A 15,599-nucleotide genomic window follows, 5' to 3' on the forward strand; every position below is an offset into this window, starting at 1 on the left:
ACCAGGCTGAGTACCTGCAACCGGTAATAAAAAACCCCTCAGAGAGGGGTTTTGATGATTACTGCTGTGGTGCAGCGGGTGCAGCGGGTGCAGCGGGTGCAGCGGGTGCAGCGGGTGCTTCAGGCACGGCCGGCGCTGCAGGTTCAGCCGGTTCCGGCATCCCCAGGGCAGGCATACCAAACATCCCGACAAAATCTTCCAGCGGCATTTTATCGCCGTTCAGCGTGACCTGACCGTTGGCGTACTGCAGGCTGGTGGAAATGGTGTTGTCTTCCATCTTCGTGATGCGGAACATCTGGCCCATTGCCGCCAGGCCTTTCACCTGCTGGCTCGCTAGCTTGCCGGCATCTTCATCGCCATACCCTTCAAGCTTCGCAATCTGGGTCATAAACTCGGTCGCCATATCCACAGGGATGGCCAGCTTGCTGTCGAGTGACTTCACGCTGCGATCCACTTCCTGCGCCAGCGTCTGAGGTTCACCCGTTGCGGTTGCCGGGTCTTTCAGGAACAGGGACAGATTAAAGTTGGTTTCGCCTTTGCTGTTTTTCCAGCTCAGCGGGGCCACGGTGATAACCGGCTCGCCTTTCAGCAGGATGGGCAGGTTGTTCATCAGCACCGCCATGGCCTGCTGCTGGTAAACTTCCGGATTCTGCTGCAGCGCGGCATTGCTCAGCAGTGCCTGGCTCTCTTTGCTGTATTTCTGGCTAAATTCATGCCATGCCTGACCGTCGATATTGCCAATCTTCAGCGACAGTTTACCGGTCCCGAGATCCTGGTTCTGCACTTTCAGGCTCTTCAGGGCGTAATCCAGTTGGGTATTGATGCTCTTACCGTCTTTAGACACGTCGGATTTGCCGTCCACCTCCATGCCTTCCAGCACGGCCATCTCTTTCCCTTCAACCGCGATAGCAATCTTGTCAAAAGAGAGTTTCTGATTACCGATACGCTCTTTAAAATCGGTCATCTTGCTGTCGCCGTCGGCTTTCAGGTTATTGAACGTCAGCTGAACCTTTTGACCGTATTCATTGACGGCATTGATCAGGCCGCTCTCTGCTTCACCGGTCAGGGAGAAGACATTTCCATCGCGGTCAGCATCAACCTTGAAATTCCCCCCGCTAAAGGTCACTTTCTCGTTATCTTTCTCGTAGTTCAGTGCTTTCAGATCGATACTGGAACGTGTGTCACCGGCGTAGCTGATGCGGGTGTTAACCTCGAAAGGTGACTCATTCTTTGCCAGATCAAACAGAGGTTTGGTTAAGTCGTTATTCACCAGTACAGTATGAACGGACGCCATCGACGGGATCAGGTTAAAAGACGTTAACTGTGCCAGCGGGAACGGACCGTGGCTGACCACTTCATCCAGCACCACGCTTTGGCCCGGTTTCAGCCAGCCATTTTCATTACCGGCAACAGGCTTGACAACCACCTGCATATGGCTGGTAAAGATACCACGCTGATAATTCTGGTAGGCAAGCTCCACGCCTGCTTCCGGCGCACCACGCTTAAGCTCTCCGTTAGCCTGTGCCACCATCTCAGCCAGACGGCTTTCCAGCTGTTTCCCGGTAAACCAGGAGGCACCTGTCCAGACCACGCCTAACGCTACAATCACTCCTACCGCTACGACCGATTTTTTCATTGCGACTATCCCTAAAATGAAACCAGGCGGTAGAAACCGCCCGGTGATGTAAAGTCTTCAACTAGCTTAGCAAGAGTTGTTAAAAAATTCAGTAAGTGCTTATAGCTTATTAAAAACACGCGCCAGACGACCGGTACCGCTCACGCTCACCGGCGACTCGTTTGCCGCTACAAATGCCGATTCGCCTGGCTTGAGCACCAGACGCTCGCCACCTTTATGCAGCGTTGCTTCACCCTCAACGCAGAACAGGATTGCTGCGCTCTCCTGCGCGATGGCGGTTTCTGCCGGGCTCAGGTCATGCAGTGAGAAGGCAAAATCATCCACCGGGATCGGGAAGTCCAGCTCCGCACCCTGTTTAACAGGCTGAGTCAGCAGGTGATCCGCAGGCTTCGCCTCAAACTTCACGTTGGCAACCAGCTCAGGGATATCAATGTATTTCGGCGTCAGGCCTGCACGCAGTACGTTGTCTGAGTTGGCCATCACCTCCAGCGCCACGCCCTGCAGGTAGGCGTGCGGGGTTTCAGCAAACAGGAACATCGCCTCGCCCGGGTTCAGCTTCACCACGTTCAGCAGCAGAGGGGAGAAAAGGCCGCTGTCGTCCGGGTAGAATTCAGAAATCAGGCGGATAGTATCCCACGGCTCACCGTGCTGGCTGTCCAGCGCCGCTTTCAGCACCGCCAGGGCGTGAGATTTCTCTTCTCCCTGCATGTTCAGCAGGCTGGCGAAAAGCTGGCTCAGGCCTTCTGCATTCGGGTTTTCCAGGAAGTGAGCGATCGCGTTGTTAGCACCCGCCACCGGCTGCAGCAGAGAGATAATTTCTGAGAACTCGCGAAATGCATTCATCGCCAGGAAGGGGGTCAGCGCAAAGACCAGCTCCGGCTTGTGGTTAGGATCTTTGTAGTTACGCTCGGCGGCATCTAACGGAATACCGGCCGCGTTCTCTTTCGCAAAGCCCATCTCAGAGGCTTTTTTATTCGGGTGAACCTGGATGGAGAGCGGCTGGTCGGCGCACAGCACTTTAAACAGGAACGGCAGCTCACCAAAACGGCTGGCAACCTTGTCACCCAGCAGGGTGGCTTTGTCGGCATCAATCACGTCGCGCAGAGAGCGAACCTGGCCGCTTGCGTCTTCAATTTTTGAGCTGCTCTTCGGGTGCGCACCCATCCACAGTTCTGCCATTGGCAGGTTGTTTGGGTTCGCGATACCGTAGAGATCCGTTAACGCAGTTTTACTTCCCCAGGCGTAGTTTTGCACTGAGTTAATGAGTTTTTGCATTATCAAGCCCTGATTCAATGGTGGAATTAACTCCGGGTATTAAAGCAATAAACCACATGGAAGTAACCTGTGGATGTAAAAAGTCGTACTAGTCTCAGTTTTTGTTAAAAAATTGTGTAGGATAAGCTGACTCGCTTTTAAGCGGGCAGCGGAACATCTGCCCAAATAATCAGACTGAAGCAGTAAGTGAGAGAACAATGTCGAACAAACCCTTTCATTACCAGGATCCTTTCCCCCTCAGTAAGGATCAAACCGAATATTACCTGTTAACCCGCGATCACGTCTCCGTCTCTGAATTCGAAGGGCAGGAGATCCTCAAGGTCGATCCGCAGGCGCTGACGTTACTGGCGCAGCAGTCTTTCCACGATGCCTCGTTTATGCTCCGCCCTGCGCACCAGCAGCAGGTTGCCGATATCCTGAGCGACCCGCAGGCCAGCGAAAACGACAAATACGTCGCCCTGCAGTTCCTGCGTAACTCGGATATCGCGGCGAAAGGTATTTTACCTACCTGCCAGGACACCGGCACGGCCATCATTGTGGGTAAAAAAGGCCAGCGCGTCTGGACCGGCGGCGGCGACGAAGCGGCGCTGGCGCACGGCGTGTACAATACCTACACCGAAGACAACCTGCGCTACTCGCAAAACGCGGCGCTGGATATGTACAAAGAGGTCAACACGGGCACAAACCTGCCTGCGCAGATTGACCTGTATAGCGTGGACGGTGATGAATACAAATTCCTCTGCATCGCCAAAGGTGGCGGTTCAGCGAACAAAACCTATCTCTACCAGGAAACCAAAGCGCTGCTCACACCGGGCAAGCTGAAGAATTATCTGGTTGAGAAAATGCGCACGCTCGGCACCGCTGCCTGCCCGCCGTACCATATTGCCTTTGTGATTGGCGGTACGTCAGCAGAGAGCACCCTGAAAACGGTGAAGCTGGCGTCGACCAAATATTATGACGGCCTGCCTACCGAAGGGAACGAGCACGGCCAGGCGTTCCGCGATGTTCAGCTTGAACAGGAACTGCTGGAAGAAGCGCGTAACCTCGGCCTGGGCGCGCAGTTCGGCGGCAAATATTTTGCCCATGATGTGCGTGTGATCCGTCTGCCGCGCCACGGCGCCTCCTGCCCGGTCGGGATGGGGGTCTCCTGTTCTGCGGATCGTAACATCAAGGCGAAGATCAACCGCGAAGGCGTCTGGATCGAAAAACTGGAGAACAACCCAGGGAAGTACATTCCTGAAGCGTTGCGCAAAGCGGGCGAAGGTGAAGCCGTTCACGTTGACCTGAACCGTCCGATGAAAGAGATTCTGGCGCAGCTGTCTCAGTATCCGGTGTCGACCCGTCTCTCTCTTAACGGAACCATCATCGTTGGTCGTGACATCGCTCACGCGAAACTGAAAGAGCGTCTGGACAATGGTGAAGGGCTGCCGCAGTACATCAAAGATCACCCGATTTACTACGCAGGCCCGGCCAAAACGCCAGAAGGCTACGCCTCTGGCTCGTTAGGCCCGACCACCGCAGGCCGTATGGACTCGTATGTTGACCAGCTGCAGGCCAACGGCGGCAGCATGATCATGCTGGCAAAAGGAAACCGTAGCCAGCAGGTGACAGATGCCTGCCATAAACACGGTGGCTTCTACCTGGGCAGCATCGGCGGTCCGGCTGCCGTACTCGCGCAGGGCAGCATCAAGAGCCTGGAGTGCATTGAATACCCGGAATTGGGTATGGAAGCTATCTGGAAAATTGAAGTGGAAGATTTCCCGGCGTTTATCCTTGTGGATGACAAAGGTAACGACTTCTTCAGGCAGATCCAGTCCTCTCAATGTTCGGCGTGTGTGAAGTAATCTACTATAGCCGGGTGGCGTTCACGTCACCCGGCACATCAAAGAGCGCACAAAGCGCCATATCTTTTCTGTAAAGCAATCAATACTTATCTCTGAAGCATGTGAGCAATCCCGACAGTGTTATCAAGGAGAAAGTAATGACTACGGTACGCCGTGAGAAAGACTCTATGGGCGCGATCGATGTCCCGGCTGACAAGCTATGGGGCGCGCAAACCCAGCGTTCGCTGGAACATTTCCGTATTTCGACCGAGAAAATGCCCGTCTCGCTGATTCAGGCGCTGGCGCTCACTAAACGTGCGGCCGCCAAAGTGAATCAGGATTTAGGCCTGCTGGCGGCAGATAAGGCCACCGCGATTATCACTGCTGCCGATGAAGTGCTGGCCGGCAAGCATCCCGATGAATTCCCCCTCGCCATCTGGCAGACCGGTTCTGGCACCCAGAGCAACATGAATATGAACGAAGTGCTGGCGAACCGGGCAAGCGAACTGCTGGGCGGCGTGCGCGGTACGGAGCGTAAGGTTCACCCGAACGATGACGTAAACAAAAGCCAAAGTTCGAACGACGTCTTCCCGACGGCGATGCACGTGGCGGCGGTGATTGCGCTTCGTGAACAGCTGATCCCGCAGCTCAACGTGCTTAAAACCACCCTTGGCGAGAAGGCGCAGGCTTTCAGCGATATCGTCAAAATAGGGCGTACTCACCTGCAGGATGCCACGCCGCTGACGCTCGGCCAGGAGATTTCCGGCTGGGTGGCAATGCTAGAACATAACCTCAAGCACATCGAGTACAGCCTGCCGCATCTTGCAGAGCTGGCGCTGGGCGGAACGGCGGTCGGTACGGGGTTAAATACCCATCCGGAATATGCGGTGCGCGTTGCCGACGAGCTGGCGGCCATCACCGGGCAGCCGTTTATCACGGCGCCGAATAAGTTTGAAGCGCTGGCCACCTGTGATGCGCTGGTTCATACCCACGGTGCCCTCAAGGGGCTGGCAGCGTCGTTGATGAAAATCGCCAATGATGTGCGCTGGCTGGCCTCGGGTCCCCGTTGTGGTATCGGTGAAATTAGCATTCCGGAAAACGAGCCGGGTAGCTCTATCATGCCGGGCAAAGTAAACCCGACCCAGTGTGAAGCCATGACCATGCTCTGCTGCCAGGTAATGGGTAACGACGTTGCCGTTAACATGGGCGGCGCATCCGGTAACTTTGAGCTGAACGTCTATCGCCCGATGGTGATTCACAACGTGCTTCAGTCCATACGCCTGCTGGCGGACGGTATGGAGAGTTTCAACGAGCACTGTGCGTCAGGCATTGAGCCAAACCGCGAGCGCATCAGTCAGTTGCTCAATGAGTCGTTGATGCTGGTGACCGCGCTGAATACCCATATCGGCTACGACAAAGCCGCCGAGATTGCGAAAAAAGCGCATAAAGAGGGGCTGACGCTGAAAGCCTCCGCTCTGGCATTGGGTTACCTGACGGAGGCTGAGTTTGATGCATGGGTACGCCCGGAATCGATGGTCGGCAGCCTGAAATAATCACTGCGCCACATACAGGTGCAGCCGCGGAATAATCAGCTGCAGCGGTTGCGCCTGAGGTCTGTAACGATGCTGGACATTTTCAGCATCGTAATTCAGCAGTTCGCCAATATCCGGCACAATGGCCCCCTGATCGGCATCATAAAGAGCGATCAGCGGCGTCGGGCAGGCATACTGTACCTGCTTTTGCTGGCCGGAATACCAGACGCGTGCGATAGGCTGCACCTTCACCGGACGCTTAATCTTAAGCCGGGTATCCGCCGGCAGTGAGGCGATGCTGTGGTACTCCTGCTCAAGCCGTTCAATCCACTGCTCGCGTGACCACGGTGCGACAGTCCGCGGTGCCTTCAGACTCTTTTCCAGCTGCGCCAGAATGTCATCCCGGGTGAAGTTTTTAATGATGTGCTTGTTGGCCCAGCCGAAGCGAAGCGTAGCGGGATGACGCAGTACCGTCAGCGTACGGTAGGCATTCAGGGTGATTAATCCCGGTAGCTGTCGGTGCACCCATTCAAAGCGTGCGGCAGGGGCCAGACCTGACTCTTCAGTGATGATCTTTTCAAACGTCGCCTTAAGCGTGTTGATATGCGCAATCTGGTTTTCCAGCGCTTCTCGCGTTGTTGCATCAGTTTGCAGGCAGATTACGCCCGGCAGACGAACGGCCGCCTTACTGCTGCGGTTTTCTGACTGCTGCTGGATAAACAAGCGACGGTAGTGCCGCAGCGTCAGTTCCAGCGCCGCTTTGCCGATATGCTGCTGTACCTCTATGGTTTCCAGCGGGTCGTGTTCAGCGCCTTTCACCACATCCGGCAGGGTAAAGACGCGCGCGGCTAACAGACGGCAGGTCTGCAAACGTTCGGTCAGGGTCAGTAACTCGTGTTCAATGTCGCGGAACGTGCTGTTCAGCCTTTCGATGAGATCGTACGTCGCCATGATAACTCTTCATTAGTTACAACATACTTATCATATAGCACAGCACGCCGGGTCAGGCCAGCGTGCGATAAAGGTCAGGCAGGGACGGGAAGGGTAATGTTGTGATATACCGGCCAGCTAAAGCAGAAGCGCGCGCCGCCGAGTGCGCTCTCTTCACAATGCACCGTGCCGCCCATCGCCTGCGCGATGGAGTAGACAATTGCCAGCCCGAGCCCACACCCCCCCGTGGCACGATCGCGGCTGGGGTCGAGGCGTACAAACGGCTCAAACACCGTTTCACGCGCTTCCGGGGCGATGCCCGGTCCGTCGTCCTCAACCGTCAGACAGGCCTGACTACCCTGTAAATCTAAGCCAATCTGCAGCGTGCTCTCGCTATAACGCATGGCGTTGTTCATCAGATTATCCAGCACGCGTTCCATCAGACGCATATCCAGTGCGCCATAATCGCCGGGCGTGACGCGTGTCAGTAGCGTGCGTTGCGGGTTTACGCTCTGGACATCATCGATATGGGTTTGTAACCAGCCGGGCAGGTCCGGTGTACTGAGGTTCAGTTCGTTTTGCGGGCGATCGAGGCGCGCGTAGGTCAGGAGCTCCTCAATGAGGCCCTCAAGCTGACCAATGTCGCGGTTCAGCGCCTGAGACTCGGCCTCCGTCAGGTTTTCGCTCATCTCCAGCCGATAGCGCAGGCGTACCAGCGGCGTACGCAGCTCGTGAGCAATTCCGTCAATGAGTTGTTTTTTACTGATAATCAGCGCATTGATGTTATCGGCCATCTGGTTAAACGCCACGCCAAGACGCTCGAAGCTGGAACCGCTGTCGAAGTGAATGCGCTCGGTAAAATGTCCGTCACCAAAACGTTGCGCAGCAGATTCCAGTTTCAGCATGTCCTGCCAGTGTGGCCTCATCCAGATAAAGACCGGGAACGCGAGCGAAATGGCAATGAAAGCCAGCAGGGCAAGGTCCAGCAGGCGCATCTGGTGCAGATAATAGAGATAAGGTACCGGCCCCACGGCCAGAACGTAATGGCTCCGTGGAATGCGCTGGATAAAGGTATATTTCTCATCCAGCGCCACAATGTCCCCGTCACGCAGTCGCTGCATGGCGGGTGGCTCTAAATCGAAATCCTTCATCGGCTCGATGCGCAGATCAAACGACAGGTTCAGATCCAGCTCTTTTAAGGTCTTGGCCCAGTCGTGTGGCGGGATCTCTCGCAGCTCGCTGCGCATCAGGTAGAGCGAGCTTTTCATTAAATCATCCAGTGACTGCCTGCCCGCACGTTCGGCGGTGAATTTATAGACCAGCCCAACCAGCATGGTCATCACCAGGAAGCAGACAAACAGCAGGAGATAAAACTGTACGAACAGCTTTTTCATTCAATCTCACCGAAAATCAATACGTTAACAACCTGCGTCGAAGACAAACACGCAAACCCAAACTAGTTACACATACCGCTCGGTTTTTTACGGGGCCCGCATTGTGAGTAATCCCACAGAACGTACCCTTTTGATTTCATACAGTCTTCTATTTTTTGGATCCTGGAATCCTGCTGTTCTATCGTTTCGCCCGGCAGCAGGCGGTTACGACTGAAGTTTTCGTCCCATGAATTGAGCGAATACTTTCGATCAACGCCGCAGGCGTACAAATCCTCACGGCGTTGTTGCACATTGGTATGGCCCGGGGTCCTGGGATTCTGGATAGTCTGAATATACGGAACATAGTCATAATGACTTGAATCCATATCTGCGACAACGCACCCGGTTAACCCAAAACAGCAGATCAGGCTGAGTGTTCTTATTTTATGCAACTGTCAGACCTCGTCTGCGTAATGTTTTAAACGGTGTCGTTCGGGGAACCGGCATCAGGTTTCCCAGGCGTGAGGCGCGAACAGATAGCCCTTGTTACGCACGGTTTTAATGCGGTACGGCTCAGTGGCATTATCCTGCAGTTTTTTACGCAGGCGCGAAATAGCCACGTCAACGCTGCGATCCATTCCGTCGTAGCTGACGCCGCGCAGGTTTTTCAGTAATGCATCGCGGTCCATGATCTGCCCGGCGTGGGTTGCCAGTTCCCAGAGCAGGTCAAAATCTGCGGTGGAAAGGGCGATAAGCTCGCCAGAAAGCAGAACCTGACGGTTAATCGGATCAATAGACAAGGTACCAAAACGCATCGCTTTGTGCGGGGTCAGCGACTGAGCAGGCGCTTCACGTTCAACGCTGGCACGCTGGCGTAAATGAAGGCGCAGACGAGCAAGGAGGACGGCAGGGGGCGTGGTTTTCAGAATGTAGTCATTGGCACCCATTTCGAGTGACAAAATATGGTTCATGTCGCTGTCCAGCGAGGTCAGCAGCACGATAGGGCCCTCCCACCGGGCGCGCAGATCGCGGCAGACCGTCATGCCATCTTTGCCGGGCAGCATAATGTCCAGCAGCACCAGGTCCGGGTTTTCACGTAAGACCACCTCTTCGGCACGATCGCCACGAGGCTCAACAATGACGTCCATATCATGCTTACCCAGATAGGCGGCGATCAATTGCCCCACTTCGGGCTCGTCTTCAACATAAACAATCTTATTCATACAACGTCTGTTATCGCGAAAAAAGCCAACATACACCGCACAACCTTAACGTTCCATTAATCTTTCATAATTAACGCCAGTTCCGTTATTCTGGCTCATAATGTTATTTGATTGTTATAGGGAAAAAGATGGGGCTGGTGATAAAAGCCGCGTTGGGTGCGCTGGTGGTGTTACTGATTGGTGTTCTGGCTAAAACCAGGAATTATTATATTGCCGGGCTGATCCCACTCTTCCCGACCTTTGCGTTAATAGCGCACTATATTGTCGCCTCAGAACGAGGCACGGAAGCATTGCGTACGACTATCGTGTTCGGGATGTGGTCGATCATCCCTTATTTTCTCTATCTGCTTTCGCTCTGGTACTTCACCGGTTTTATGCGACTTCCCCTGGCGCTGAGCGGGGCCGTTGTCTGCTGGGGGCTCAGCGCCTGGGTGCTGATCTTCTTCTGGAGCCGCTTTCACTAGCGCAGCGGTCGACCGCCGTCCACGGCAAAGGTTCTGCCAGTGACGTAGCAACTGGTGAGCAGATAATCGATAAGATCGATAACCTCTTTTTCACCTGGCGCAATTTTCATCAGCGATTTATTTAGCGCCTGCTGGCGATACTCCGCATCATCGTCTTCGTTGAATAAAATCATCGCCGGGGCGATGGCGTTCACCTTAACTTCAGGGGCAAGTTTACGGGCGAACGAGCGCGTCATGTTATCGAGTGCGGCTTTACTGGCCGCATAGGCGATGTGCTTGTCGCTGCCGCGCTCCACGACGTAATCGGTGAAATGAATAATATCACCCGCCGCATGTCCGTGACCGCGCAACAGGTCGAGCAGGGCATGGTTCAGCAGATAGGGCGCATTGACGTGGATCTGCAGCATGCAGGAGAGCGTATCGCTGAGTGGCGTACCGGATTTTTCGGGAAGCCAGGCGCTGGCATTATGGATAATGGCGCGCAGCCCGGGGGTGGTAGATTTTACTTTTTCAGCGAAGGCCAGAATACCGTCATCGGTTGAGAAATCGGCCTGAATGCAGATCGCACCGGCTTTGCGTAGCCCCTCAATCGAGGGATATTCGCTGCGGTAACTGATGATGACCGGATGGCGAAGATTGAGAAAGTGATGGGCAAGGGCGAGGCCGATACGACGGCCTCCACCAGTAATCAGTATTGGGCGTTGCTGCGCGTTTCCCATCGTGTTCTCCTTTTCAGTTCAACAATGGGAAAGGCGATTCTATCCCATTAACATCCAGGTTGCCGGTACGGCAGCAACCAGTAACAGCCCGATTAAGGCCATCTCACGGCGTCTAAGCGCGTTCTCTAACTGATGCGTGCGGCGGGCGTAGATAAACACCAGCAGACCCGGTGCATACAACACCACCGACAGCAGCAGATGCATAGGCCCGGAAGCATACAACAACCACAGGCCGTAAATACAGGCTCCGACACCCACCACATAGTGCGCCGGACGTGTGGCGATTTTTAACAGATACGCACCTACTAAGAAATAGGGTACCAGAATCATCTCCGAGGCGATGGTCAGCAGAGTGTTATAGTCTGAACCTGTGAGCCAGATCAGCACCAGACAGACCTGAACGCTGATGTTGGTCAGCCAGAGTGAGGCCGACGGCGCGCTGTTTTTATTTTGACGAGCAAACAGGCGTGGAAATGCTTTGTGCGTTGCGGCCAGAAACGGCACTTCTGCCGCCATAATGGTCCAGCTCAGGTACGCGCCGCACACGGAGATAATCAGCCCCGCGGCAATCACCACGTCACCCCACGGTCCGAACATTTTCACCATCAGGCCCGCCATCGACGGGTTACGCATTTCGGCCAGTTCAGGACGCGCGACCACACCCAGCGACAGCAGCGTCACCATCAGATACACGCCCAGCGCCGCCAGTACCGCCAGCAGCGTGGCGCGACCCACATCGCGCTTATTCCGCGCCCGGGCAGAGACCACGACGGCCCCTTCAACACCGATGAAGACCCACAGGGTGATCAGCATGGTGTTTTTGACCTGCTCCCAGACCGGTACGCCCAGCGCGACACCGCTGAAATCGAGACTGAACACATCGAGACGGAACGCCATAAAGGCCAGCACGATAAACAGGCCGAGCGGAACCAGTTTGGCCAGGGTTGCCACCAGGTTAATGCTGGCCGCCGTCTGTACGCCACGTAGAATCAGCCAGTGAACAACCCACAGCAGTACCGAGGCGCCCACAATGGACTGCCAGGTATTGCCGTCGCCAAAGAACCGCAGTTCAGGGGTATCGGTAAAGAAACTGAGCGCCGAAAAGACGATCACCAGGTAGGAGACGTTTGCGATGACCGCACATAGCCAGTAGCCCCATGCGGAACAGAAGCCAATCAGTTCGCCGAAACCTTCACGGGCGTAAGTGAAAATCCCCCCATCCAGATCCGGGCGGATGCGGGTCAGCAGCAGCATTGCGAACGCCAGCAGCAAAATCCCGGCCCCCGTGATGCCCCACCCTATAAGCAGTGCGGCAGGGCTGGCGACCGCCGCCATATTCTGCGGTAAGCTGAACACGCCCGCACCCAGCATTGAGCTCAAAACGAGTGCAGTCAAAGCACTCAGGCCTAGTTTCTTTTCCATTGGCTTCCTGTTATGAAAGGTCCAAATCCAGAATAATTATTTCGCACAGGCGCATAAAAATGGTGGATCACACTAAGGCGCGGGATTTTACGGAGTGTCACGAAAGCATGCAATGACGTGGGGCCGAATTTCAAAAAAAAGTAACAAAAAAGGCGGCATTGCGCCGCCTCGGGTCAACCGTTCTGTTACTTGTACAGGTCGGCGCTGATGGTCACGTTGTTACCACGTTCCTGCCACTGGCGGGTGATGTGGTAATACTTCGCCCCTTTCTTCGCCGCACGTTTCGCGACCTGATAAGAGACTTCCGTCATGTTGCCGTAGTTGCCGGTAAATTTAATGCTGTCGAACGGCACCATCTGCGCTGCAGTGGCTTTGTTCAGCTCTTCAATTTTGGTTCCGTCTGGCAGGGTAACGGAGTAACGGCCACCTTTGGTGGATTGCGTTTCGAAGAAACGGCCCACTTCAGCGCTTGGTGCGGCAGAGGTGGCTACGCCTGGAATTTCCACTTTCTTCGCTTCTTCGCCGCCTTTCGCTATCGCCGCACGACCCGCTTCGGAATCAGCAGGGATGGCGTCCGGGCTTTGCAGAACGCGTTTTTTCGCATCTTCTTTATAGATGAACGCGGTAATGCGCTGGTTGCCACCCTGGTTAGCATCGACCTGACGCACGATAAAGAAAGAGTACGCGCCTTTTTCTTTTGCGGCTTTGGTGATGGCATCATTCACTTCAGGCTGGCTGCGATAGAAGCCCTGCACGGTGACGGTGTCATAAGGTTCCAGCTCAATCGCCTGATCTTTCGGTAATTCAACGACGCCGTTAATCACGCGGTTTTTCGGTGCGTCAGCTTTCGGCGCATTGTCTTTATACAGCGCAATGGTCACGCGCTGGTTACCGCTGTTGCCGGAGTCAGACTGATCAACAACGTAAAACGAGGCCGCACCGTTTTTATCGGCGGCTTTTGATGCGGCGGCGACGGCATCGCCAATAGAATTATAACGACCCACAATGACCGTATGGTCAAAAGGTTTTAACGCTGCCGCTTGCTCCGGCGTTAACTCTGTCGCGGCATTCGCAGACAGGGCGGTCGCGGAGAGAAGTGCGGACGCCAGGAGTGTGTTCTTAAGCTTCATAAAAATAATCCTTCGCCTTGCGCAAACCATGTACTGGTATTGTTGTTAATTTGAGACGGTCCCGATTATGGCATTTAAAACCCGTCGCTGTCTGCGCCATTTTTCACAGCCTGTGCTCACTGAATCATCTGATTTGATAACATTTAGTGATATGTTGAAAAAACAGGCGTCTGACAAGCAAAACTGATAAAGCTTATGACTTTTACAAGTTAATTTAATGTTAATAAGTTGTTCTCTAATGGCGCTATATCATGTTTTTACCGCTTCGCTTGCGCTATTTATCGGTCTCAGCGATGAATTTAAGGTAAATATCACTGTCAGCGACGCAGATCACTTATTTTTCACAGATAAAGTAAGAAATAGTGTTTTCTGGCGGTAGATCACGGGCGTTATTTTCAGTAGGTTATAGAAAGTTTGTTACTGTTTTATTTTCTGGGGTTAATCATATGTCGTCGCTGTCCTGCTGGCGAAAGTTGATACAAACCGCGGGCATTTATCGACAAACCATCATCAAAAACCGATGGAAGGGAAAACTATGCGTATTGGGGTACCAAAAGAACGGTTAGCCAATGAAACCCGCGTAGCGGCAACACCGAAAACGGTGGAGCAACTGCTTAAACTGGGTTTTACCGTCGCAGTTGAACGCGGCGCGGGCAAACTGGCGAGTTTCGATGACGAGGCCTTTATTCAGGCTGGCGCGGAAGTGGTGGACGGTGCTGAAGTCTGGCAGTCGCCCGTTATTCTCAAGGTTAATGCGCCGGAAGAGAGCGAGATTGAACTGCTTAATCCTGGCACGACGCTGGTGAGCTTCATCTGGCCTGCACAGAATCCTGAGTTGATGGAGAAGCTGGCAGCACGTGGCGTGACCGTGATGGCCATGGACTCCGTGCCGCGTATTTCGCGCGCGCAGTCGCTGGATGCCTTAAGTTCCATGGCGAATATCGCCGGTTACCGCGCGATTGTTGAGGCGGCGCATGAGTTTGGTCGCTTCTTTACCGGTCAGATCACCGCGGCAGGGAAAGTGCCTCCGGCGAAAGTGATGGTGATTGGCGCGGGCGTGGCGGGTCTTGCGGCTATCGGCGCGGCAAACAGCCTGGGCGCTATCGTACGCGCTTTTGACACCCGTCCTGAAGTAAAAGAACAAGTACAAAGTATGGGTGCCGAATTCCTTGAGCTGGACTTCAAGGAAGAAGCGGGCAGCGGTGACGGTTACGCGAAGGTCATGTCCGAAGCCTTTATCAAAGCGGAAATGGAACTCTTCGCCGCGCAGGCCAAAGATGTCGACATCATTGTCACTACCGCGCTTATCCCCGGTAAACCCGCGCCGAAGCTGATTACCCGTGAGATGGTTGACGCCATGAAGTCGGGCAGCGTGATTGTGGACCTGGCGTCGCAGAACGGTGGCAACTGTGAATACACCGTGCCAAATCAGGTGATCACAACTACTAACGGCGTGAAGGTGATCGGGTATACCGATTTGCCGGGCCGTCTGCCAACCCAGTCTTCTCAGCTGTACGGTACCAACCTTGTTAACCTGCTGAAATTGCTCTGCAAAGAGAAAGACGGCAACATCACCGTTGATTTTGACGATGTTGTTGTGCGTGGCGTAACGGTGGTGCGTGAAGGCGAAATCACCTGGCCTGCGCCACCGATTCAGGTGTCCGCGCAGCCTCAGGCGGCACCGAAAGCGGCGCCTGAGCCTAAAGAGCCAGCTAAACCGGCTTCTCCGTGGCGCAAGTACGCGATCATGGCGCTGGTCATTATTCTGTTTGGCTGGCTGGCAGATGTCGCGCCGAAAGAATTCCTCGGCCACTTTACCGTCTTCGCGCTCTCGTGTGTGGTGGGGTACTACGTCGTGTGGAATGTCTCCCATGCGCTGCATACGCCACTGATGTCGGTCACTAACGCCATCTCCGGGATTATCGTGGTCGGGGCGCTGCTGCAGATTGGCCACGGCGGCTGGGTAAGCTTCCTGAGCTTTATCGCGGTGCTGATCGCCAGTATCAATATTTTCGGTGGGTTCACCGTGACTCAGCGCATGCTGAAAATGTTTCGTAAAGGCTAAGGGGTAG

The 15,599-nt window shown here is 54.5% G+C and carries 12 protein-coding genes; 4 read left to right on the forward strand and 8 right to left on the reverse strand.

Annotation, left to right across the window (positions count from 1 at the left end; translation table 11 throughout):
• Positions 1–58 precede the first annotated feature (58 nt).
• Positions 59–1,636, reverse strand: a complete 1,578-nt coding sequence (locus AC2FAP_RS04575; protein ID WP_485452843.1) for a YdgA family protein — start codon at positions 1,634–1,636, stop codon at positions 59–61.
• A 99-nt stretch (positions 1,637–1,735) separates the two neighbouring features.
• Positions 1,736–2,911 (reverse strand): mannose-6-phosphate isomerase, encoded by a 1,176-nt coding sequence (gene manA / locus AC2FAP_RS04580; RefSeq protein ID WP_020884317.1) that lies wholly within the window; start codon positions 2,909–2,911, stop codon positions 1,736–1,738.
• A gap of 197 nt (positions 2,912–3,108) precedes the next feature.
• Here manA and fumA point away from each other — a divergent pair, with 197 nt between their 5' ends.
• Both fumA and fumC read left to right on the forward strand, forming a co-directional pair.
• On the forward strand, positions 3,109–4,755 hold the full coding sequence (gene fumA, locus AC2FAP_RS04585; RefSeq protein ID WP_449541594.1) for a class I fumarate hydratase FumA: 1,647 nt from the start codon (positions 3,109–3,111) through the stop codon (positions 4,753–4,755).
• A 137-nt stretch (positions 4,756–4,892) separates the two neighbouring features.
• Complete coding sequence (fumC, locus tag AC2FAP_RS04590) at positions 4,893–6,287, forward strand: class II fumarate hydratase (RefSeq protein ID WP_449541595.1); 1,395 nt, start codon at positions 4,893–4,895, stop codon at positions 6,285–6,287.
• Here fumC and tus read toward each other — a convergent pair whose 3' ends face one another.
• From tus to rstA, 3 genes are all read right to left on the reverse strand, one after another.
• A complete protein-coding gene (gene tus, locus AC2FAP_RS04595; protein ID WP_014169815.1) occupies positions 6,288–7,217 on the reverse strand; it encodes a DNA replication terminus site-binding protein in 930 nt (309 codons plus the stop codon).
• A gap of 74 nt (positions 7,218–7,291) precedes the next feature.
• Entirely contained in the window at positions 7,292–8,590 is a 1,299-nt protein-coding gene (rstB, locus tag AC2FAP_RS04600) for a two-component system sensor histidine kinase RstB (protein ID WP_059306021.1), read from the reverse strand.
• A gap of 485 nt (positions 8,591–9,075) precedes the next feature.
• On the reverse strand, positions 9,076–9,792 hold the full coding sequence (rstA, locus tag AC2FAP_RS04605) for a two-component system response regulator RstA (RefSeq protein WP_025204337.1): 717 nt from the start codon (positions 9,790–9,792) through the stop codon (positions 9,076–9,078).
• Positions 9,793–9,920: 128 nt separating this feature from the next.
• On the opposite strand from rstA, the gene AC2FAP_RS04610 reads away from it, so the two are divergent.
• On the forward strand, positions 9,921–10,256 hold the full coding sequence (locus AC2FAP_RS04610; RefSeq protein ID WP_025204336.1) for a GlpM family protein: 336 nt from the start codon (positions 9,921–9,923) through the stop codon (positions 10,254–10,256).
• Here the strand turns inward: AC2FAP_RS04610 and folM are convergent.
• From folM to ydgH, 3 genes are all read right to left on the reverse strand, one after another.
• The gene (gene folM, locus AC2FAP_RS04615; RefSeq protein ID WP_284942329.1) at positions 10,253–10,975 is read right to left on the reverse strand and encodes a dihydromonapterin reductase; all 723 of its coding nucleotides are present in this window, start codon (positions 10,973–10,975) and stop codon (positions 10,253–10,255) included. The two genes, AC2FAP_RS04610 and folM, sit on opposite strands and share 4 nt — an antisense overlap.
• A gap of 39 nt (positions 10,976–11,014) precedes the next feature.
• Entirely contained in the window at positions 11,015–12,397 is a 1,383-nt protein-coding gene (locus AC2FAP_RS04620) for an amino acid permease (RefSeq protein ID WP_020884310.1), read from the reverse strand.
• A 185-nt stretch (positions 12,398–12,582) separates the two neighbouring features.
• Positions 12,583–13,527: a DUF1471 family protein YdgH gene (gene ydgH, locus AC2FAP_RS04625; RefSeq protein ID WP_020884309.1), complete on the reverse strand. Its 945-nt coding sequence runs from the start codon at positions 13,525–13,527 to the stop codon at positions 12,583–12,585.
• 535 nt (positions 13,528–14,062) lie between these two features.
• On the opposite strand from ydgH, the gene pntA reads away from it, so the two are divergent.
• Positions 14,063–15,592, forward strand: a complete 1,530-nt coding sequence (gene pntA, locus AC2FAP_RS04630; RefSeq protein WP_449541596.1) for a Re/Si-specific NAD(P)(+) transhydrogenase subunit alpha — start codon at positions 14,063–14,065, stop codon at positions 15,590–15,592.
• Positions 15,593–15,599 lie beyond the last annotated feature (7 nt).

Source organism: Enterobacter cloacae complex sp. 394I7 (assembly GCF_057320345.1).